This window comes from Pseudomonas gregormendelii, assembly GCF_017114825.1.
GTDB lineage: Bacteria > Pseudomonadota > Gammaproteobacteria > Pseudomonadales > Pseudomonadaceae > Aquipseudomonas > Aquipseudomonas gregormendelii.
Genome location: NZ_JADEVO010000045.1, coordinates 22,427 through 43,485, shown reverse-complemented (window position 1 = coordinate 43,485; position 21,059 = coordinate 22,427). Strand labels below are relative to the sequence as shown.

23 protein-coding genes and 2 pseudogenes are annotated in these 21,059 nt (G+C 55.6%); 15 read left to right on the top strand and 10 right to left on the bottom strand.

Annotation, left to right across the window (positions count from 1 at the left end; translation table 11 throughout):
* Positions 1-184: hypothetical protein (locus IMW75_RS23500; protein WP_205893908.1), on the top strand; the 184-nt coding region annotated here is incomplete at its 5' end.
* 63 nt (positions 185-247) lie between these two features.
* Here the strand turns inward: IMW75_RS23500 and IMW75_RS23495 are convergent.
* The 4 genes from IMW75_RS23495 to cynR form a co-directional block, all read right to left on the bottom strand.
* The gene (locus IMW75_RS23495; protein ID WP_082069225.1) at positions 248-1,159 is read right to left on the bottom strand and encodes a LysR family transcriptional regulator; all 912 of its coding nucleotides are present in this window, start codon (positions 1,157-1,159) and stop codon (positions 248-250) included.
* Positions 1,159-2,079: a LysR family transcriptional regulator gene (locus IMW75_RS23490; RefSeq protein WP_045061145.1), complete on the bottom strand. Its 921-nt coding sequence runs from the start codon at positions 2,077-2,079 to the stop codon at positions 1,159-1,161. Before IMW75_RS23490 ends, IMW75_RS23495 begins: the two co-directional genes overlap by 1 nt.
* Before the next feature lie 199 nt (positions 2,080-2,278).
* Complete coding sequence (locus tag IMW75_RS23485) at positions 2,279-2,908, bottom strand: glutathione S-transferase family protein (RefSeq protein ID WP_045061144.1); 630 nt, start codon at positions 2,906-2,908, stop codon at positions 2,279-2,281.
* Between the two features lie 130 nt (positions 2,909-3,038).
* A complete protein-coding gene (gene cynR / locus IMW75_RS23480; protein WP_205893907.1) occupies positions 3,039-3,929 on the bottom strand; it encodes a transcriptional regulator CynR in 891 nt (296 codons plus the stop codon).
* Between the two features lie 327 nt (positions 3,930-4,256).
* Here cynR and IMW75_RS23475 point away from each other — a divergent pair, with 327 nt between their 5' ends.
* Positions 4,257-5,189, top strand: a complete 933-nt coding sequence (locus IMW75_RS23475) for an alpha/beta fold hydrolase (RefSeq protein ID WP_205893906.1) — start codon at positions 4,257-4,259, stop codon at positions 5,187-5,189.
* A 158-nt stretch (positions 5,190-5,347) separates the two neighbouring features.
* Here IMW75_RS23475 and gorA read toward each other — a convergent pair whose 3' ends face one another.
* Positions 5,348-6,709 carry a glutathione-disulfide reductase gene (gorA, locus tag IMW75_RS23470; RefSeq protein WP_205893905.1) on the bottom strand — a complete coding sequence of 454 codons (1,362 nt, stop codon included), beginning with the start codon at positions 6,707-6,709 and terminating at the stop codon, positions 5,348-5,350.
* A 781-nt stretch (positions 6,710-7,490) separates the two neighbouring features.
* Here gorA and IMW75_RS23465 point away from each other — a divergent pair.
* On the top strand, positions 7,491-8,267 hold the full coding sequence (locus IMW75_RS23465) for an alpha/beta fold hydrolase (RefSeq protein WP_045061140.1): 777 nt from the start codon (positions 7,491-7,493) through the stop codon (positions 8,265-8,267).
* Between the two features lie 213 nt (positions 8,268-8,480).
* Here the strand turns inward: IMW75_RS23465 and rclC are convergent, their stop codons facing one another.
* A complete protein-coding gene (gene rclC, locus IMW75_RS23460) occupies positions 8,481-9,086 on the bottom strand; it encodes a reactive chlorine resistance membrane protein RclC (RefSeq protein WP_045061139.1) in 606 nt (201 codons plus the stop codon).
* A gap of 176 nt (positions 9,087-9,262) precedes the next feature.
* Positions 9,263-9,604 carry a carboxymuconolactone decarboxylase family protein gene (locus IMW75_RS23455; protein ID WP_045061138.1) on the bottom strand — a complete coding sequence of 114 codons (342 nt, stop codon included), beginning with the start codon at positions 9,602-9,604 and terminating at the stop codon, positions 9,263-9,265.
* Between the two features lie 108 nt (positions 9,605-9,712).
* Here IMW75_RS23455 and IMW75_RS23450 point away from each other — a divergent pair, with 108 nt between their 5' ends.
* Entirely contained in the window at positions 9,713-10,627 is a 915-nt protein-coding gene (locus IMW75_RS23450) for an AraC family transcriptional regulator (RefSeq protein ID WP_205893904.1), read from the top strand.
* Positions 10,628-10,639: 12 nt separating this feature from the next.
* On the opposite strand, the gene IMW75_RS23445 is transcribed toward IMW75_RS23450, so the two are convergent.
* Entirely contained in the window at positions 10,640-11,590 is a 951-nt protein-coding gene (locus IMW75_RS23445; RefSeq protein ID WP_045061172.1) for a LysR substrate-binding domain-containing protein, read from the bottom strand.
* Between the two features lie 219 nt (positions 11,591-11,809).
* Here IMW75_RS23445 and IMW75_RS23440 point away from each other — a divergent pair.
* A pseudogene (locus IMW75_RS23440) lies at positions 11,810-11,923 on the top strand (LysR family transcriptional regulator); the annotation flags it as partial.
* Positions 11,920-12,279, top strand: coding sequence for an MmcQ/YjbR family DNA-binding protein (locus IMW75_RS23435; protein ID WP_205893903.1), 360 nt, complete (start codon positions 11,920-11,922; stop codon positions 12,277-12,279). The pseudogene IMW75_RS23440 and the gene IMW75_RS23435, both read left to right, overlap by 4 nt.
* Here IMW75_RS23435 and IMW75_RS23430 read toward each other — a convergent pair.
* Both IMW75_RS23430 and IMW75_RS23425 read right to left on the bottom strand, forming a co-directional pair.
* Positions 12,276-12,683 (bottom strand): DUF1294 domain-containing protein, encoded by a 408-nt coding sequence (locus IMW75_RS23430; RefSeq protein WP_205893902.1) that lies wholly within the window; start codon positions 12,681-12,683, stop codon positions 12,276-12,278. The two genes, IMW75_RS23435 and IMW75_RS23430, sit on opposite strands and share 4 nt — an antisense overlap.
* Positions 12,680-13,510: an undecaprenyl-diphosphate phosphatase gene (locus IMW75_RS23425; RefSeq protein WP_045061133.1), complete on the bottom strand. Its 831-nt coding sequence runs from the start codon at positions 13,508-13,510 to the stop codon at positions 12,680-12,682. Before IMW75_RS23425 ends, IMW75_RS23430 begins: the two co-directional genes overlap by 4 nt.
* Positions 13,511-13,766: 256 nt before the next feature.
* Here IMW75_RS23425 and IMW75_RS27450 point away from each other — a divergent pair.
* From IMW75_RS27450 to IMW75_RS23385, 9 genes and pseudogenes are all read left to right on the top strand, one after another.
* A pseudogene (locus tag IMW75_RS27450) lies at positions 13,767-14,576 on the top strand (cache domain-containing protein); the annotation flags it as partial.
* 12 nt (positions 14,577-14,588) lie between these two features.
* Positions 14,589-15,434, top strand: coding sequence for a methyl-accepting chemotaxis protein (locus tag IMW75_RS27445; RefSeq protein WP_414704664.1), 846 nt, complete (start codon positions 14,589-14,591; stop codon positions 15,432-15,434).
* Between the two features lie 211 nt (positions 15,435-15,645).
* Entirely contained in the window at positions 15,646-16,209 is a 564-nt protein-coding gene (gene pnuC, locus IMW75_RS23415; protein ID WP_205893900.1) for a nicotinamide riboside transporter PnuC, read from the top strand.
* Complete coding sequence (locus tag IMW75_RS23410) at positions 16,206-16,748, top strand: AAA family ATPase (protein ID WP_205893910.1); 543 nt, start codon at positions 16,206-16,208, stop codon at positions 16,746-16,748. The genes pnuC and IMW75_RS23410 overlap by 4 nt, the downstream gene beginning before the upstream one ends.
* Positions 16,749-17,040: 292 nt before the next feature.
* Entirely contained in the window at positions 17,041-17,478 is a 438-nt protein-coding gene (locus IMW75_RS23405) for a hypothetical protein (RefSeq protein WP_045061129.1), read from the top strand.
* 1 nt (position 17,479) lies between these two features.
* Positions 17,480-18,052 (top strand): hypothetical protein, encoded by a 573-nt coding sequence (locus tag IMW75_RS23400; RefSeq protein WP_045061128.1) that lies wholly within the window; start codon positions 17,480-17,482, stop codon positions 18,050-18,052.
* A 51-nt stretch (positions 18,053-18,103) separates the two neighbouring features.
* Complete coding sequence (locus IMW75_RS23395; protein WP_045061127.1) at positions 18,104-19,474, top strand: hypothetical protein; 1,371 nt, start codon at positions 18,104-18,106, stop codon at positions 19,472-19,474.
* Positions 19,475-19,536: 62 nt separating this feature from the next.
* On the top strand, positions 19,537-20,220 hold the full coding sequence (locus IMW75_RS23390; RefSeq protein ID WP_045061126.1) for a C39 family peptidase: 684 nt from the start codon (positions 19,537-19,539) through the stop codon (positions 20,218-20,220).
* 33 nt (positions 20,221-20,253) lie between these two features.
* Positions 20,254-21,051, top strand: a complete 798-nt coding sequence (locus tag IMW75_RS23385) for a hypothetical protein (protein ID WP_045061125.1) — start codon at positions 20,254-20,256, stop codon at positions 21,049-21,051.
* Positions 21,052-21,059: the final 8 nt, after the last annotated feature.

Sequence of the window (21,059 nt, the reverse complement as noted above, 5' to 3'; positions counted from 1 at the left end):
GCACAAGGTCGGCAGCCTCGCGCTTGAATTCAGCGGAAAAGGAACGGCGTTGTTTGGTCATCTGACACCTCGATCTGGCGAGCATTCTCGCCTAAATGGGTGTCCGGTTTCATTAGACCACTACATGCACAGGAACACAGATGAAAAAGATATTTGCAGGTCTGGCCTTAGCGGCCCAGCCTGATCGAAAAGGCAGCGAACGCCAAATGAAACTAGTCAGCGACGTCAGTCCGGGATCGCCGAACGCTCAATGAGCGTCGGGCAACATTGCCGGATGTTCGCGCAGGCCTTCGACAATGTGGTCGACAAAACTGCGCACTCTCATTGAAGCTCTACGCCCTTCCCGGTAAACGACATGAACTGGAAGCGCTGGCAGTTCGAAAGGTTGCAACACCCTGCGTAGCCGACCGCCATTTAAATAATCGTAGGCAGGATAACTGAGGCAGCGCGTAAGCCCCGCGCCATAAGCCGCTGCATCGATGGCAGCTTGAACGGTGGTGCAGCTGACGCGTGATCGGGCCTTGATGGTGGATGGAACACCATGTCTGGAAAAATCCCAGTTGATCTTCTCCCGATAAGCTTGAATGCCAATCAGCCGGTGACTTTTGAGATCCTCCGGCTCGGCGGGCACACCATGGGCTTCGAGATAGGTGGGGCTGGCGCATACGATCGTACGAACGTAGCCAACCGGCCTTGCTATCAACGAGGAACTGGGCAAATTTCCGACCAGCACGGCAACGTCAAGCCCCTCCTCGTTCATGTTCGGAAAACGATCATGATAATGGGCGAATATTGTGACTTCGGGATAAAACCCCATGTAATTCGCAAGCAAAGGCGTCATTACATAGCGGCTGAAAAGGAGTGGAAGCAATACAGTCAGATTACCCTGAGCCTGAACATGAAGGCCTTTAGCTGATGCTTCTGCGTCTTCGATTTCTTTGAGGATGCGGGAGCAGTCAGCCATAAATACAACACCCGACTCAGTCAACGACACTCCACGAGTGCTGCGTTGCAATAACGGCACCCCGAGACGCGTCTCCAACCGAGCAATCGCGCGAACGACTGTCGGGCCAGAAACGTTCAGACGGCGCGCAGCTGCCGCCAGGCTTGGCCGCTCTGAGAGCGCTTCAAACATGAGCATTTCATGAAAACGGTCCATCAGAGCGTACTTTTCCTGGGAGGTCGAAGCGCCGCATCACATCCCAGGCGTTCCGTGAGGAAATCCACGAACGTACGTATCTTCGCTGGTACGCGGTTACTCTTGAGGTAAACGACCTGGATGGGCAAAGCGGGCGGTTCAAAATCCTGGAGTACCACTTCCAGTTCACCGGCGGCTACCTGACTAGCCACCTGGTAGGACAACACGCGTGTCACACCCCAGCCCAGACAAGCAATATTGATGGCAGCTTGATTTGCGGTAACGACTAGCTGCGGATCGAAACGAAAGCTCAGTGCATTTCCTTCATTCTCAAATTGCCAATCGCTCAACAAATGGCTCGCGGAAGACATAACGATTTTGGCGGAACCTAATTCTCCAGGATGGCGGGGCCGGCCGAATTCCTCGAAATACTTGGGGGCGCCACAAATTACCTGGCGCACCTCGCCAACTTTGATAGCGTGCTGATTATTCTCGTGCAAATGGCCAATACGGATCGCCACATCGATACCTTCATCGACCATGCTTGTCACGCGGTCGACCAGTAACGCGTGTAGATGTACAGAAGGAAATTGATCCAGGTACTCAGCCAGCAAAGGCGCAATGTACAACTCTCCGAAAAGCACGGGAGCTGTCACCGTCAGGTGCCCACATGGAATCGAGTAGCTGCCAGCAGCAGCTTCCTCGGCTTCATTGACCTCACCGAGTATTCGCCGGCAATCATCCAGGTACCGTTGCCCTGCCTCAGTCAAGTGCAAGCTTCGAGTTGTGCGTGAGAGCAACTGAGTGCCGATGCGTTCCTCCATAGCGGCAATGGCACGGGTAACGCTGGGAGGGGAAATATTCAAACGACGGGCGGCGGCCGCAAAACCTTCTTCTTCGGCCACCGTCATGAATATCTGCATTTCCTGAAAGCGATCCATAGGCGACTCTGCCGTGATGTAGGGACAGCAAGATCTGATCGCGAGAGCGAGCAGACATAGATGCAAAAAAGTGTCGCCTGGAGCGACTGGTGCAAACCCTATCCAGATGAATGGTGCAACAGGCAAAAATTCGAAGAGATCGTAGTTGAGTTAGCGAAGCCTACCCGGAATTTTTCCCCGGGTAGCTCCGACAGTAGGATCAAGCTTGCTGCAAGCCCTTGGCAGTACGCTGCATACCTACGAAATTTGGCAATGCCTCAATACTGCTCAACCAAGCACGAACGTTAGGATAGTCAGTCAGTGCAACATTACCTTCTGGGGCGTGGGAGACGTAGGTGTAGGCTGCTACATCTGCAACGGTCGGTTTGTCGCCAGCCAGGAATTTACTTTTACCCAGCTCTTGCTCCATCACCGTCAGCAGGGTGTGAGACTTGCTGATCGCATCCTGCGCATTGTAGCCGGCACCGAACACAGTGATCAGTCGGGCGGTAGCGGGGCCTGAGTTGATCTGCCCGGCGGCAACTGACAACCAGCGTTGTACTTTTGCTTGCGCTACGGGATCACTGGGCAGCCACTCACCGTTGCCGTATTTAGTTGCGAGATAGACCAGAATGGCGTTCGAGTCAGCTAAAACGGTGCCGTTATCATCGATCACCGGTACTTGGCCAAAGCTGTTGAGCGCCAGGAATTCCGGCAGTTTGTGCGCGCCCTTCATCAGATCCACAAATATCAACTCTGTTGGCTGGCCGAGCAGTGAGAGCATCAATTCGACACGATGCGCGTGACCAGACAGTGGGTGACGATAAAGTTTGATGGGTTGTTGGGACATGACGTACTCCGGTTGTTTTTGGGTTCGACCCGGTGATCGTGTCGATGGAGTCATCTTGCTCTTCGCTACCAAACAGAGGAATTACCATTATTTACAATCCAGCATTTCACTGGGCGTAATGGTCAGCACTCTATTCTCGGTCCACTGCCGCGGATCCAAGCATCAAATTCATGAACGCGACCGATGCTGCACTGTGGTAGTTATTTTTTCTCCTCAGAACCGACACGCCACGTTGAGGCGCCTTGTCCAGCAAGGCCAGCTTGTGCAAAGCACGATCCTGCGTGGCAATGGGTTCAGGAAGAATGGTGGCAACCGCGGTGTTTCGGATGACTTCAAGCAACGTGTTCACGGAGTTGACCTGAATCGTCACCTTGGGCGTGATTTTCGTCATGGCGAAGTACTCATCGATACAAATGCGCGTAGCGAAGTCAGGGGTCAGCAAAGCAAAATCCAGTTGAGCTAACTGGTCCGTCGTGAGTGCATCCTGGCAGTCATAGAGTGGGTGAGCGCGCCCAACCATCAGACCAAGTGTCTCGACAAAGGCCGGGATTGATTCGATATCGGCGTTTCTCACTTGGTCAAATGCCACAGCTATATCCAGCGAATCATCGACCAACCCCGTTTCGATATCGCCCATCGACAGCTCGAAGAGCTCTAAGCGAATGTTCGGGAATTGGGAGATGTAATCACGCACTAAAGGACCCAAAACGTACGCCATGAACGTTGGGGCCATGGCGAGCCTTAACGTGCCACGGGACAGGTCTTTCACATCGTGCAACGCCCGTTTACCCGCCGCCAGCTCCACCAGTACGCGCCGGGCGCATTCGATGTAGGCTAGTCCAGCATCTGTGGGTTTGACAGTCCGGGATGTTCGGTCAAAAAGGCTGACGCCAAGCGTTTCTTCCAGCTGCCGGATCTGCTGCGACAGTGTCGGCTGAGACACATGAAGGACTTCTGCGGCCCGGGTAAAGCCACCGTGGTCAGCTACTGCCAACAGATACCGCAAATGTCTTAGAAGCATTGGATCACCGAAAGATTGGGTTCGTAAGGCAGTGTATATCTGACCGTTGGGCAGCAATTGGCCGAGCAGGTATCAGCCTATTATTCTCAACCGAGCCTCCCAAAATGCAATGGGACTTTCGTGATCACCGCTACCGCGAAGATGGCCAGCCCTGTGTCGGCAACATCCGCCCTCATGATTCTTTCATCAGGTGAAATACCGCATTGTCTCGTTTAATCATTCCTCAGACTCAGCGGTTTATCGAGTATTGGATACAGCGCAAAACAACATCAGCGCGCTGACCAGATTTCTCCGCAGATTAGCTCTGCACCCACTGGAGTACCGGTGATGCCCTTACTTAAATACCTCTGTTTTCCAGTTCTGACTTTGCTTTTGGGCTTCGGACACGCCCAAGGGGAAACGCCAAAAATGCAGTATCGCCAAGTGACAGTCGATGGCGTAAATATTGCCTATCGAGAAAGTGGCGACCCCAGCGCCCCCTCCGTGTTACTCCTTCATGGAGTGCCCAGCTCGTCTCGTATGTACGACGACCTCATGAAGCAATTGGGCAACCGTTTCCACCTCATTGCTCCGGACTACCCAGGCTTCGGTAACAGCGATGCGCCCCCACCAGACAAGTTCGTCTACACATTTGATCACCTCGCGAAGGTGATGGAGCACTTTACAGATGCAGTCGGGCTCAAACGATACAGCCTGTTTATGCAAGACTACGGCGCTCCCGTCGGTATGCGATTAGCGATGGCGAGACCGGAAGCCATAACCTCGATGGTGTTCCAAAATGGCAATGTCTATGCAGAAGGTTTGGGCAAGATGTGGGACAGCCGCAAAGCCTACTGGGCTGATCGCAATGCCTATGAGGCCAAGTTTCAGGCTGCTCATTTATCCCTGGACGTAACACGACAGCGGCATGTCGGCAGCGATCCAGACGTCACAGCGTACAACCCCGATTTATGGCAAGACGAAGTGGCATTCCTCAACCGCCCCGGTGAAGGTGCGATTCAAATGGAGCTGATTTACGACTATCGCACTAACCTGGATGCATACCCGGCGTGGCAGAAATGGCTGCGTGAACATCAGCTGCCCACATTGGTTGTCTGGGGCAAGCATGATTTGGCCTTTACCGTTGCAGGAGCTGAAGCTTTTCACCGGGATTTGACCAATGCTGAGATTGCGATCCTCGACGGCGGACATTTTGTTATGGACACCCGGCTGGAAGATGTCGCGAATCTCACTCGAAAATTCCTGATCAAGCAAAAATGAAATAGGCGCATCCTGATCAGATCAGGGTGCGCTTTATGTTCCTGCTCACTCCTATCGCTTAACCTTTAAATCGATCAGTGTCATACGACGGCAGACGGCAAATACGCCATCTCCTGAGAGGATGGCGCTAAGGGCAAAAAGGGAATCGCCATCCCCCGTCACCTGCTACTCACCGCCGTACGGAGGGTAACGAACTCTTCTGCGGAGGTCGGATGAACGCCAATCGTGTCATCAAAAAGTCGTTTGGTGGCACCCGCCTTAAGAGCAATCGCCAAGCCTTGAATGATATCCCCCGCGTCCGGACCGACCATGTGGCATCCCAATACTCGATCAGATTCTGCGTCCACTACCAGCTTCATCAGCGTCTGTTCTGGCGACTCGGTGAGCGTCAATTTCATGGGTCGGAACCGGCTCTCGAACACCACCACTTTGTGGCCTTGCTCAATCGCTTGCTCCTCGGTGAGGCCTACCGTACCAATATTTGGCTGGCTGAACACCGCAGTTGGAATATGGCGATAGTCGACCGGGCGATACTGCTCAGGTTTGAACAATCGACGGGCAACCGCCATGCCCTCTGCTGTCGCAACGGGTGTCAATTGGACACCGCCAATAACGTCACCCAGAGCCAAAATGGACGGATCGCGAGTTTCGAAGTGCTCATTCACGTCAATGTAGCCAGCCTCGTTAAATTCCACGCGGGTATTTTCCAGCCCCAGGTTATCGAGCATTGGCCTGCGACCAGTGGCGTAGAAGATGCTGTCAGTTTCCAGTTGCGTTCCATCCTTTAGCGTCGCGAGCAAGCTTCCATTGGCCTGCTTATCAATTTGGACAATGTCAGTGTTGAAATCTAACCGCAGACCGCGCTTGGTCAGTTCCTCTGCCAAATGAATACGCACTGATTGATCGAATCCTCGCAAAAACAGATCGCCTCGATATAGCAGCCGGGTATCAGCTCCCAGCCCGTTGAAAATGCCAGCGAATTCCACGGCAATGTAACCTCCTCCGACCACCAGGATTCGCTTGGGCAGCTCTTTCAGGAAGAACGCTTCATTCGAAGTGATCGCATATTCATGTCCCGGAATCTCCGGAATCTGCGGCCACCCGCCAGTCGCAATCAAAATCCGCTCAGCGCTGAAACGCTGGCCGTTTATATCGACGTGGTTCGCATCGGCTAATCGCGCGTGGCCTTCGAGCAACGTGACGCCGCTGTTAATCAAAAGCTCACGGTAGATGCCATTGAGACGATCGATCTCACGGTTCTTGTTCGCAATAAGCAATGGCCAGTCGAAATTCGCCTTGCCCGCTGTCCAGCCGAAGCTTTCGGCCTGTTCGAAGTCATCAGCAAAATGGGCACCGTAAACCAACAACTTTTTTGGAACGCAGCCGACATTCACACACGTGCCGCCTAAGTATCGACTTTCGGCAACCGCTACTTTTGCACCAAATCCTGCTGCAAACCGTGCAGCACGCACTCCACCCGAGCCGGCACCAATGACAAATAGATCGAAGTCGTAGCTCATTTCAGTTCTCTGTAGGGAATGCACAGCACCTGGCTGTCCAGTTTCATTTGAGGAATAAGGACCGGAGCGAATGCATCAGTGAGGCGCAAAGCCTCGGAAACAAACCTTGGCCTGATTGCGATTGGCACATATCAGCCATGCCTAATCCGCTGGTCTCACTTGCCAAGGCTCCCATGAACTGGGGAAGCAAAAAGCCCGCTTCGTGCTCACGATGAAGCACGATTGAAGTATCCGGACAGGAGCCACCAGGGCAGGATTGAGTAGTGCCAAACATTGGAATCTCCCAGTTATGGAGAACGCTGCGACAACTCCAGCGGTTGATCGCTTATGGGATCAGTTTCACCAACAAAGGCGCCTTAGAGAATGGGCAGAGATGTCATGGCTTAATTGTGCAGGATGAAACAATGTTGATAGTGCCTTGTGAACACGCATCCAACCTTTCCGCCCAAAAGACCCAGGGCGATACGCAGCATGAGATCGCTTACGCATGAGTGTCGACGTGGGTACGGTCGCGGCCATTTCAGAAAACGGAACAGAAGATTGTCTTTTTTGGTCGTTCTCCCGGTGTTGTTCAGGGCAGACCATGGGCCACGCAGTGCATTGATTTGCAACCGGCCACAGAGGCATCAACCTGATGACGATTGTTTGTCTTCATGATGCAAAGAAGATTCTGAATCGTTGCACAGACTGACTACGTGCTCACCCAAGAGGGAGGGCTAGTTCTGTACCCGGCACAAATTGGTGGAACTGCGTCCACCTTCTTCACACACAGGAACACTAGATGAACAAGTTATTCTCAGGTCTGGCCCTCGCAGCTGCGATGATGACAGCCACCGCAGCAATGGCTGCGCCGGTCAAACCGACTGTCGTGTTGGTTCACGGGGCTTTCGCTGATTCCAGCAGTTGGAATGGCGTCGTCAAAATTCTGGAAAAAGATGGCTATCCAGTGATCGCAGCCTCGAACCCGCTGCGCTCCCTCAAAGGAGACGCCCAAGCAGTGGCCGACGTGCTCGCTAGCGTCAAAACGCCCATTGTGCTGGTAGGTCATTCGTATGGTGGTCCGGTCATCTCCGAAGCCGCTTACGGCAACACCAACGTCAAAGCGCTGGTGTTCGTTGCAGCCATTGCACCTGAAGCGGGTGAATCCACCGCAGAGTTATCCGGACGTTTCCCGGGTGGCACGCTGGGCCCTACTCTCGCTCCTCCAGTAGCCTTGGCTGACGGCGGCAAGGATCTGTATATCCAGCAAGACAAATTCCACCACCAGTTCGCTGCTGACGTTTCCAATGCGGACGCCAAATTGATGGCTGCGACTCAACGTCCCGTAACAGTGGCGGCGCTGAATGAAGCATCGACCGAACCGGCCTGGAAAACCATTCCTTCCTGGTTTGTCTACGGCGACGCTGATAAGAACATCCCGGCACAAGCACAGGCCTTTATGGCTGAGCGGGCACACTCCAAACAGACCGTCGCGGTCAAAGGCGCGTCGCACGTTGTGATGGTGTCCAACCCGAAAGTCGTTGCCAACCTGATTGAAAAAGCAGCCAACGCCAAATGACAACAAGTCGCGGCTTTATGATAAGCCGCTTCATCGTTGAACGAGCATCCGGTCGTGTAACGGATGCTCACTTACCGCAAGCGAAGGAGGTGTGAGTGATGCTGAGAGTTCTAGCAACGTCCAGTGGAACGCCTGTACGTGCAGTCTCGGAGCCCTCGGTAGCGAACGCGGAGCCGGCAACGACAGTCAGGAGTAAAGCAATCAGGATTCTCATCACGGTTTTCCAAGTGTCGGTTGAAGTGATAACGCGCAGCGTTCGCGGAGCAATTGACGTGCGGATTCAGCCATCACGGGTAGGGAGCCGGCCAGCATCAGTAAATCTTTAAGCACCAGGCGCCCGGCGCCCGACAGATAAGGGAAGCCGTGTTGCGCATCACCGAGAGCACCCACCCAGGCTTCGGGTGTGGTAATCAAAAAGCTAAGCGTCACCAGCGGTGTACCGAAGGCCAGGGCCCCGCCCAACAGGCCGGTACGTCTCGAGACTGAATTTGACAGCACGAGCAGGCCAATCAGGATTTCGACGATCCCGAGTCCGGTCGAAAAACCGTAGGTGTTGTTTTCGGTTTGCCAGGCGCGCTTGTCCGCGTTCAACTCACCTTCGTGAGTGAGGTGCGCTTTGTATCCTTCGGGGTGTTCATAGAAGAAATACATGACAGGGCTATTGGCAACAAAAGGTGTGATGCTGTCGGCTTCATATGGAACGAATTTCAGCGCTCCGATCCATAGAAAAACGATGGCGATAGCCAATCGCATGAGAGACGTTGCGAAGGTGTCGACTTTGCTGATAAATCGGAGCCAGGCAGTAAAAGATGTGAACATGAGACTTCTCCAAATGTTTGAATGTGGAGATAGTCTGAGGTGAATCCGAACGCCGATTTTGTGCGCCTTGCTCAATTTATTGATTGATCGTCTCAAGATGCTGATGAGGATCTTGCAGGTGTAAAAAAGCCTCGATACCTTGCAGTACCGAGGCCACACGCGTGCGTAGGAATGATCTATTTCTTCAGCGAGTCATACGCCTCCAGCGTACGCAACGAATAGATGTAAGCAGCGCCGGCGTTGAGCGAGATTGCGGTCGCTAATGCCGCCGCCACTTCTTCACGACTTGCTCCTGCTTTGATCGCCGCGTCCGCGTGGGCAGCGATGCAACCATCACAGCGGGTGGTGACAGCTACCGCGATCGAAATCAACTCCCGGGTTTTGGCATCCAGCACATCGTTCTCCGCGCAGGCCTCTCCAAGAGCGAGGTAAGCCTTCACCATTTTAGGGTTGCTCTTTCCAAGCCCGCCGAAGGCCTTCTGGATGGTAGGTAGCATTTCGGACCAGTTGTTGAACATCGCATGACTCCTGAGGAAGTTGGTGTAGTGTTTCGACAGGCTTAGTTTTCCCCCCCTGAGAGATGTCAGTTTGTCCGATCCGCTCAATTTTTTATGCGAAGCTCTCAAATGAATTCTATCGATAAGCTCATCAGCCTGGCTAACGTCCGAGGCAGCCTGGATTTGCGGTGTCAGTTTCAGGGCGATTGGGCACGGGATCACGAGCAAGAAATATTAGGCAAAGCGCCCTATCACATTGTGTTGGAGGGAGAGTGTCGGGTTGAGTTTCCGGACGGGCAACGCCTGCCCATGCGAGCAGGGGATATTTTGCTTCTGCCTCGTGGTGCACCGCACGTCATGCGTAGCATTGGAAAAACGGCTGAGTCCAGCACACCAAGGCTGATTTCCAATGCGCCCCTGCCGCTCTATCGGATTGGAGATGTTAGTGCTGATCTAGACATGCTTTGCGGAGGCTTTCACTACAATCGAACGTCGATGTTATTCGCGGCGCTCCCCGAACACCTTGTGATTCCAAGTGCTGCCCTCCCTAAAAGTGCCCCCCTGCCGGCGCTTGTCGAAATGTTGCGAGGTGAAGCAGATAGCGATCAGGTGGGCGCACATTACTTGCTCGATGCTTTGTCCCAAGCGCTGTTCACATTGATCCTGCGTGCACACATTGCGAGCCACGGTCAGCACACCGGCACCTTGGCATTGCTGTCTGATAAACGGCTGGGCCGCGCTTGGCAGTCCATGCTGGCTGATCCTGCGCACGAGTGGACCGTTGACGGTCTCGCTGAAACCGCCAGCATGTCTCGCGCAACGTTTATGCGAGCCTTCGTACGGGTGGCTGGAGTTTCGCCTTGGGTATTATTGACCCAAGTCCGCATGGAGTTAGCGTTCAACCTGCTAAGCCATTCCCATTTGGGGCTGAGCGACATTGCCGCCCAAGTCGGGTATCAATCCCAAGCGGCTTTCAGCAAAAAATTCAAGGAAATATACGGTGAAGCACCTGGGAGATATACGGTGAAGCACCTGGGAGAGTGAGGCGCGGAATGACTACCGCGTAGCCGGATGTTCTTTTCCTGCTCTCTCACAAGCGACCCGGTCCGCCTCGGCGTTAGCGCCAAAATCCATAGCTAATTTATCAATCAGACCGCGGACTGAAGGTAGCAGCCCTCTTCGGGACGGGAAGACCGCATGGATGAGCCCGCTACGCAGCACAAACTCAGGTAGTACCTCCACCAATAGCCCATCATGTATGGCGTGCCGCACCATGATTTCGGGTAGTTGTACGACCCCTACCCCTTGTATTGCAGCGCGGTGTAACGCATCAAGATCCGAGGTGACAAATCTGGGCGCGTGAACCACCTCGATTCGATATTCTTTCGTTCCTAAAAAGGTCCACCTGTGCTCACGGTTTGGTGGTCCTAGATCCATGCTAGGCAAGCTCGCCAAGTCATTTGGGGTTTCGAGCTTCAACCCTTCTATCAAGGAAGGCCGCGCAACCAGCTTTTGGTGGCTATCGCCTAGTACTCGCATCACAAGGTTGTCGTCTTCCAATGGCGGGAAACGCACTCTCAGCGCGATGTCATACCCCTCACCCAGCACATCAACCCTGCGATTTGTGCTGTCTATGTGCACCTGGACTTTGGGGTGCAGCACCATGAATTCCGCAATAATGTCGCTCACACCCATGGCGCCTAACGCAGGTGGACAACTGATACGCACGATTCCTTGAGGTTCGGAGCGTGAATGCTCGACCACTTGCTCCGCCGCGTCAGCCTCTACGAGCATCGCTACACAATGACGGTAGTAGTCTTGGCCGATCTCTGTGACCGTAAACTTTCTGGTTGACCGCTGGATCAGGCGTACACCAAGCCGCTCCTCCAGAGATGCGATACGCCGGCTTAGCTTCGATTTGGGGATGTCGAGTTTTTTACTCGCGCTGGTGAATCCGTTGTGGTCGACAACCTGGACGAAGAAATACAAATCATTGAAGTCGTACACGGAGTCATTCGCCCGGTGGCTGGGTTCAGAACGCATTATCGCAGGTGATGGTGGGAGTTCCCATTGCTGAGTACCTTGCGGCTCTCCAGCCCTGACCTCTTGCCCTTCTTAGCGTGATAGGCGCTTTGTCAAAAGGAGCGTACGCTTTTGACGATTGCCAGCATGAAAATCGAAATTTCTAATTTGGATCAATCAGTTACGGCATTTATAGTTTTGCCGCTGGTGCAGTTGCTGCCTGACTGGTCATTACTTGGGGGCTGGCTGCAGGCGGTACGCACCTGGATCGATCATCTGGTTGAGTCATTCACCGCCCGCGGGGAGCGCCTGTTATGAGCACTGCACGAATGAGCGAAGCCGCTGTGGCGCAGTTTTGCCTGGCATTGCCGGGTGCCAGGGAAGACTACAAATGGGGTGGCGTGCGGGTTTTTTCGATCGCGGGAAACAAGATGTTTGCGCTGCAGGGACTTCGCGGTAACTCCCTGGCGTTCAAGGTCGACAAAGACCTGTTCCTGGGGCACTGCGACCGCCCTGGCATCCATCCGGCGCCTTATCTGGCTCGGGCCCAATGGATCATCCTGGAGGTGCCCTACCCTCCGGGCGCGGATGAGCTGCAGGGTTTATTGCAGCGTTCCCACCAGTTGGTGGCGAGCAAGCTGCCCAAACGGACCCAGGTGGGACTGCTGCTCTAGAACAGGGCGAACAGATGGGCGCCGAGGAACAGTTGGTCGATCCAGAACACCTGGTGCAACAGCACGATGGCCCAAAACAGGACCTGATAGGAAACCTTGCGGGTCTTGTGCCGGAACACTTGCTGCGCCACCAAAGCGCCAGGCCAGCCACCGGCCAGTTCCACGGCGTGCAGGACATTCTCCGGGGTACGCCAGCGCTCGGTACGGGCCTTGCGCTTGTCGCTCCAATAAAGGAAGAACGCCAGCACGCTGACGATGCCGTAGGCCGACAGGGGAATCAACGATATCCCCTGCAACCACATCAACATCGAGCCGGCCAACGGCAGCGCACACACCAAGGCGAACACCAGCGACTTGAGTCGTGGATTCTGAATCCTTGCGGGGCGCGCGCTGCGGTCGATCATGGCTTGGCCGCGGTCCAGTCGACCCAGCCGAACTGCCAGGTCGCCAGGATCAGCAGGCCGAAGGCGATGCGGTACCAGGCAAACACGGCATAGCTGTGGTTGGCGATGAACTTGAGCAACCCGCGTACCGCAATCATCGCGAAGATAAACGCCGTGACGAAGCCGACGGCAAACACCGGGAAATCCGCCGGGACGAACAGATCACGGTATTTATAGCCCGAATACACTGCGGCACCGACCATGGTCGGCATGGCCAGGAAGAACGAAAATTCGGTAGCCGTCTTGCGTGACAGGCCGAACAGCAGGCCACCGATGATGGTCGAGCCCGAGCGCGAAGTGCCAGGAATCATCGCCAGGCACTGGGCAAAGCCGACTTTCAAGGCATCTTTCCAGGTGATTTCGTCCACGGTCTCGGCATGCACTTCATGCTCGCGGCGCTCGGCCCACAACATGATGATGCCGCCGATGACCAAGGCGGACGCCACGGTGACTGCGTTGAACAGGTAATGATGGATCAGGTCGGCGAAAATCACCCCCAATACCACCGCCGGCATGAACGCGATCAACAGGTTGACGGTAAAGCGTCGAGCGCTGGGCTGGGTCGGCAAGCCGATGACCACGTCGAGAATCTTGCGGCGAAATTCCCACACCACCGCCAGGATCGCTCCGAGCTGGATGATGATATTGAACGCCATGGCCCGCTCACCACCGAAGTGGAGCAGGTCCGCGACGATAATCTGGTGTCCGGTACTGGAAATGGGCAGAAACTCCGTCAGCCCTTCTACAACGCCTAGTATCAATGCCTGAAAGGCGGTCCAAAGATCCATCAATCCCCCAAGAAGCGATGCGCGCCGGCATGCCCCGTTAATATTTTCAATGCATTTACTGCGGTCAGTCTGGCTGTAGCGCCGCGTGCTGGAACCTCTGGTTAAACCACGGCTTGGCGTGGAAAGCTCATGCCGGATTCAGGTTTTCGCGCGCGGGGCCGAAATCCTATCAGACAAGTCCGTTTCACGCTGCCAAGTATTGGGCTTGACTGCAAACCCGTGCCTGCCATCCGGGGTGAAATGCTGGCGATCCTATATGACAAGAACAAGAAACCGGAGTAACCGCCTTATGAACAGCTTGCGCACCATGTCGATCAGTCGCCGCCTGTGGCTCATCCTGATTGTGGCCGTCATGATGCTGATGACGCTGGGCGGATTGATGCTCAAGCAGATCCACACAGACCTGTACCACGCCAAGGCGCAGAAGACCCGGCACGTGGTGCAGACCGCCAGCGGTGTCCTCAACTATTACCATGGCCTGGAGACTACCGGCGTGCTGACCCGCGAAGCGGCGCAGAAGCAGGCGCTGACCGCGGTTCGTGGCCTGCGGTACGACCAGGACGATTACTTCTGGATCAACGACCTGGTACCGGTCATGGTCATGCACCCGGCCAATCCGAAACTCGATGGCCAGAACCTGTCGGCGATCCGCGATCCGGACGGCTTTGCCCTGTTCAACGAGATGGTCGCGGTGGCCAAGAGCAAGGGCGCCGGCATGGTCAACTATCGCTGGCCAAAGCCTGGTGCCAGCGCGCCGGTCGAGAAAACCTCCTACGTCAAGCTGTTCGAGCCGTGGGGCTGGGTAATCGGCTCGGGCGTCTACATAGATGACATGCAAGACGAGTTCTACGGCCAGGTGTGGAAAGCCTCATTGGTGGGCCTGGTGATTGCAGCGATCATGGCCTTGCTCGTGATCCTCATTGCCCGCAGCATTGTGCGTCCCCTGCAGGAAACAGTGAACGCCATGGCCAATATCGCCAGCGGCGAGAGCGACCTGACACGCAGCCTCGATACCCATGGCCGCGATGAAGTGACGCAACTGGCCCAACATTTCAACGCGTTCACAGCCAAATTGCGCATGGTGATCGGCCAATTGCAGGTCTCGGCCAGCGACCTCGGTGAATCGTCCAGCGCCTTGGGCAATGACGCAGCCCAAGCTCAACAACGCAGCCAGCAGCAGTCCCAACAAATGGAACTGGTGGCGACAGCGATCAACGAGGTCACGTACGGGGTGCAGGACGTGGCCAGGAATGCCGAGCATGCCGCCAGTGAAATGCGCGATGCCGAGTCGCAGGCGCAGCAGGGCCAAGTCAATATCGATGGCAGTTTGCAGCAGATCGGCAAATTGTCCGGCACCATCGAACAGGCGGTGCAAGTGATCCGCACACTGGCCGCCGAGAGTGCGCAGATCGGCACGGTGCTCGAAGTGATCCGTTCGATTGCCGAGCAGACCAATCTGCTGGCCCTCAATGCCGCCATTGAAGCCGCCAGGGCCGGCGAACAGGGCCGGGGTTTTGCGGTAGTGGCCGATGAAGTCAGGCTGCTGGCTCAGCGCACGCAGAAATCCACGGCCGAGATCCAGTCGATGATCGAGCGCTTGCAGAATCATTCGGAAGCGGCGGTCAAGGTCATCGGCGACAGCAGCCGCGCTTCGCAACTGACCATCGAACAGGCAGGGCTGGCCGGCGCGAGTTTGAGTGCCATAGGCCAGGCTTTGCGCAACCTCACCGGCCTCAACGCCTCCATTGCCAGCGCCACCCTGCAGCAGGCGCATGTGGTGGAAGACATTAACCAGAACGTGACCCAGGCGGCAGGCCTGTCCCACAGTACGGCGCTGGCGGCCGAGCAATCGAGCGTGGCCAGTGTGCGGTTGAAGGGGCTGAGTGAGCAGTTGAACGGGTTGCTCAAGCAGTTTCGCGTTTAACGTTTGTAGGAGCGAGCTTGCTCGCGATGGACGTTAACGTTAACGCGTGCTTTCTGATTAAACGCGATGCTCTAAGGACCATCGCGAGCAAGCTTGCTCCTACAGGAGTCTTGCTGGCTCGACAATCTTCTACGTCAGTGTCGAGCCGAAGTTTTTACATCCGCACCCATCCGGTACAATCCGCTCCCCTCCCCACTCTCAAGGAACCTCCATGTCCGGGTTAGAACTGTTTGCCGCCGCCCTCGGTGTGATTGCCGTCTGGTTGACGGTCAAACAGAATCCCTGGTGCTGGCCGATTGGCCTGGTCATGGTATTGCTTTATAGCTGGGTATTTTTCGAGGTGAAGCTCTACTCGGACATGCTGCTTCAGGTGATCTACGCGGCGTTGCAATTGTACGGCTGGTGGCAATGGACGCGTGGAGGTGATGAACGGCTGGGGCGGCAGGTCAGCCGGCTGGCGGTGGCGCCGATTGCCTTGAGTCTGTCCCTGGGCGCCATTGGCAGCCTCGCTCTCGGCGCGGCCATGGCGCACTGGACCGACGCCGCGCAACCCTGGCTGGATGCCGCGCTCACCGGTTTCAGCCTGGTGGCCCAGGTGTGGATGGCACAGAAACGCGTGCAATGCTGGCCGCTGTGGATCTTTCTGGACGTGATTTTCGTCGGGCTGTTCGTCTATAAAGGCATGTACCTGACGGCCGGACTTTACGCGCTGTTTACCCTGATCGCGATCCAGGGCTGGCGTGAATGGCGCACAGACCTGGCCTTGCGAACATGAAGGTGCTGGTGCTCACAGGTCCCGAATCCAGCGGCAAAAGCTGGCTTTCCCACGAGATCCAGGCGCATTTTGGTGGGCTGCTGGTCGGCGAGTACGTTCGGCATTTTATCGACAGTGAAGCCCGCGACACCTGCTACCAAGACATCGAGACCATAGCCCACGGCCAACTGGCCTGGGAGGACGAGGCTCGAGCGAAGCAACCGTCACTGTTGATTCTCGACACCCACCTCTTGAGCAACATCCTGTGGAGCAATACATTGTTCGGCGCGTGTCCGGCCTGGATCGAGCAGGCCTTGCTGGCACGCCACTATGACCTGCATGTGCTGCTCAGCCCCGAAGTCGTGGCCTGGCACGATGACGGGCAGCGTTGCCAACCGCAACTGGCGCAACGCCAGGCATTCTTCCAGGCCACCCATCAGTGGCTGGAGCTGCACCACCAGCCTTTCCAGATCCTGCAAGGAGACTGGCAGCAGCGCAGGGATGCAGCGTTCGAGGCCGTGGCCCGCTTGCTCTTCTCTGCTGAAAGTGTCCATTCCTGAAACACATTGTGCTGCGTAAACCCATGAGCTAAAGCGGCTCAGCGTTCTGCAGGCAAAACTGTTAAGTCACTGAAACAACCTGCCAATACCGCCGGTAGCGAGCACTGCTGCCTGAATGGCGGGGAATATCCCCCAACTTTGTCTCAGTGACGTTACACCCTTCGACTATTCAGTTCTGAATTTTCATCCAACTAGCTGTTTTTTAAAGAAAATCTAAAAGCGGCACGCCTTCTGCTCTCTCCCTCGCAACGCTGATAAGGGCCAGCGTTCACTAACAGAAGGAATTGCCGCCGTGGGGAAATTTGATAAACGCATCTATGGCCTGTTGGTGATCGGATGCGCACTCGCAATCAGCGCCTCCCTGCCTGCACATGCCGACAATGGCATCATTACGATCAAACGTGATGTGCAAACACGCAACGCGGTCGTTCCTCCGCTGATCCCCGATCCGAATCCCACCACAGTCAACGCCAATCCCTCGCAACAAATTCTCAAACAGACGAATGAGTTGAGCGACGGCGATTTCGCCAACGTTGCCAGTGGTGCAAGCATCTCGCGCATGGTGACCCAGAACACCAACAACCTGGGTGCCAACACGTCCAACCAGACCCAACTGTCGAACCAGCCCGCCGGGCGTTCGGGCAATTCGGGCGGTGGCATTGCCAACATGGTCAATTCGAGTATGACCAAAGGCCTGGGCACTCTGAACATCATAACGGGAGGCCGTTAGGATGAATCGCACACTGCTGGTCATCGCCATGTTTTGCAGTGCATCGACCTTTGCCCAATCTCCAGTGACCAACAACGCTGAGATCGATAATTCGGGCATGCAGTACCAGGGCAACCTCACGGTCAACCAGGCGGCCGGTGATCAACAGCAACAGGTCAACGCCCGGGCCATCGCCATTGGCCATGGAGCCACTGCGACCACGCAAATTCGCCAACGGCTGGGTAGCAGTGGCGACCCGGCAATGGATGCCAGTTCCAGCATCCAGGGCAACTCATTCAGTCGCGGTAACGGCGCAGTGGGTGTCAACCAGAGCTCCGGTGCCAGCAACCAACAGGCGAACGCACTGCGCATCAGCGTCAGTGACCAGCCGCAAAGTATCGACGACAGCGTCCTCATGCAACAGAACGTGGCGCTGCTCAACAACTCCGATCCAACTGACTCTGCACCAGGCTATCGCCAGGTCACTACCAGTGACCAGGCCTTCACCGGTAGCCGCGGAGTAATTCAGTTGAATCAGAGTGCCGGGGTGGGAAATCGAATGGGAAACACCCTGAGCATACGGGTCGCGGATTGACCCAAACAGGTAATAACAACACTTAACCTAAAATAAGTACGGAGAATCACCATGAAACCTTCGATGGCAATAAAGCCTCTGGTTTTCGCAATTGCTGCGGTCATGGCTGTTGCTGTACAAGCTGGGCAATACGATAACAACGGCCACGACAATGGCCATAACAATGGTCATAACAATGGCCATAATGGCAACAATGGTAACGGCAACGGAGGCCCAAGAACTCCTCCTCCAACCATGATCCCTGTCTTTGCTACTGCCAATGCCATCGACAACCAACGCAGCACCGGCAACAGCATCCGCAATGAAGGGACCGTCAACGAAGCTGAAATGACCAGCTCCGCAACCGGCACCAGCGGCAACGTCGGCGTCAACGTGGCTGCAGGTAATGGCAACCAGCAAGACAACGCGGCCGCTATCGCCAACGCTGCATCGGACTCCAGTCTCGATAACAGCTTCGTGTTCGGCACTGCTTCCGCAACCTCCACCGTCAACCAGTTCAGCAACAACAACACGGTCAACAACTTCGGCAGCACCTCTTCGGCGGTGATGACCGGCTCGGGTAATGGCGGCAGCGGCAACATGGGTATCAACATTGCCGGTGGCGACCTTAACCAGCAGAAAAACACCATGGCCATTGCTAATGCCAACGCTCCACTGGGCAACGCAACCGCGACTGCTTCGGCCAATCAAAATGGTCCTGGCCTGACAGTGAATAACAACGCTGATCGGACTTATCGCCTGGATACCATCACCGTCACCAATTCGGCCAGCGGCAGTGCTTCTCAAGGCTATGCGTCCGTTGCCAGTGGCAGTCAGAGCGCTTCTTCGAGCTTTGAACTGGCCGGCGCCCAGGCTTCTGCAGCCAGCGGCTCAAGCAGCTGGAATGCCAGTGGCTCTCACAGCAGCGATTCGAGCGGTTCTTCGAATGCTTCTCTGACTGCCACACTAAGCGCCACTCTGGACGCCGCTGCTGAAACGGCCAGGGAATATACCCGTGACTATGGTCGTCATGAGCAAAGTGGCAGCGAGTCTAACAGTTCATCGCTTAACGCTTCGCTCGACGCATCGCTGGACGTCAGCGTAGACAAGTCGTACACCAAATCGCACGACTCTTCGTTCGAAAAATCGTATGACAAGGCCTACGAAAAAGCCCAGGCCTCTGCATACGAAAAATCGGGCAGCAAATCGTCCGAATCTGCGTATGACAAATCCAAAGGCTATGCTGAAAGCAGTGCATTTGACTTGAGTACTACCTACTCCTATCAAGTGCTGACTCCAACTGGCTGGGCCAACCCTGTAACCAACACCGCAACCCTCAGTGGTTCGGTCAACGGTGGCAGCGGCAACCTGGGCGTCAACGTGGCTGCGGGTGTGGGCAACCAACAAAGCAACTCGCTGGCGATTTCCAACCAGTCGTTCTAATCGTTGTCTGTGGAGGCCCCCTTACGGGGGCCTTTTTCAGCGCACCCAGAAGGCGTCCAACCATGCGCATCATCGCCTTGGCATTTTTGCTTGGCATGGCCGGTATGACCGAGGCGGCACAAATGCCGCTATCCGTGATCCTGCCCGGCGGAGCGGTGGTGTACAAGCCGATCCAGAGCATTCGCGAGCGCAAGTTTGCCGACCTGGTACAACAGAAAACCGACTTCAGTTGCGGCGCAGCTGCGCTGGCGACCGTCTTGCGCCAGGCCTACTGGCTGGACGTGAACGAAGAACAGATCATCGAAGGCATGCTCGCCCAATCCGACCAGGATCTGGTCCGGGTCCAGGGCTTTTCCATGCTGGACATGAAGCGTTACGTAGAAAGTATCGGCATGCGTGCCCGTGGCTACCGTGTAGCACCGGAGACGTTAAGCGAAGTGAAAATCCCGGTAGTGGTTCTGCTGGACATTCGTGGCTACAAACACTTTGTAGTCATGCAAAGAGTTCACGACGGCTGGGTATACATCGGAGATCCGGTACTGGGTCATAAACGATTCAAGGTCGAAGACTTTGTCAAAGGCTGGAACGGCATCATCTTTGCCGTTATCGGTCAGGGCTACGACAAAAACAACGCCTTGCTCGACCCTCCCGTACCACTCACTGCCAAAAACCGTATCAATGCATTCAGCCCGGTGCGAGACGCAGACCTGATGGATTTCGGGTTCATAAAAAGCGACTTCTTCTAATAACAAGGGAGCATGAAGCTCCGGGAGCATCCAATGAACACTCCAACCTGGCTGGCCGTCGTTTGCCTGGCTGCCAGCCTGCCAACCCAGGCACAGACGTTCAAACCCATTGAACTGAAGGATCAGGAGCTGGCGAGCCTGCGAGGCCGCTATGTCATGCCCGGAAGGATCATCAGCTTCGGGGTTGCCATGACCAGCACCTGGGAAAATGCCAAAGGAGAATTGATCGGGGTCACCTCCTCGATGCAGATCCAGAAATCAACGATCAAGCCACAGTTCTATGTGTCGATGATCGATGAAAAAACCCCGGGTGCCAGCAGTTCGCAAGGCACCACCAACTCTGCAGCGGGCACAGGCGAGCAAACCGTTGCGGCAACGGGTTCAGGCACCGGCACCGTAACCGGCGGCAGCGGCCTCAACACCACCGAAGGTGTCACTCAAGTCGTGCGTGCGGCCGGTGACAACAACACCGCCTACAACAATGTCGACATCAACGTTACCAAGGCGAACGAGGCGCCAGTCATGCAACCCCAGGGCCAGGCACTGGCCGCAGGCACCACGCTGGTGGGCAGTAATGGCGCGGGTTCCCTGAGCGTTTCCTCATCCGGCACAGGTGTGCAACTCAACATCGTGGCCAACAACAATCAAGGCAGTACGATCCAACGCCTGGCCCAGGGTGGGCTGACGCAGAACACGACTTTGCTGGGAAGTAGCAACCAGGTGCGCAACCTCACATCGTTCAATGTGGTGCTGCGTGACAGTGCGACTACAGGCGGGTCATTGACCGGTAATCTGGACCAGCTTAAAGGTCTTCGCACTGCCGGATTCTGATCTACGCT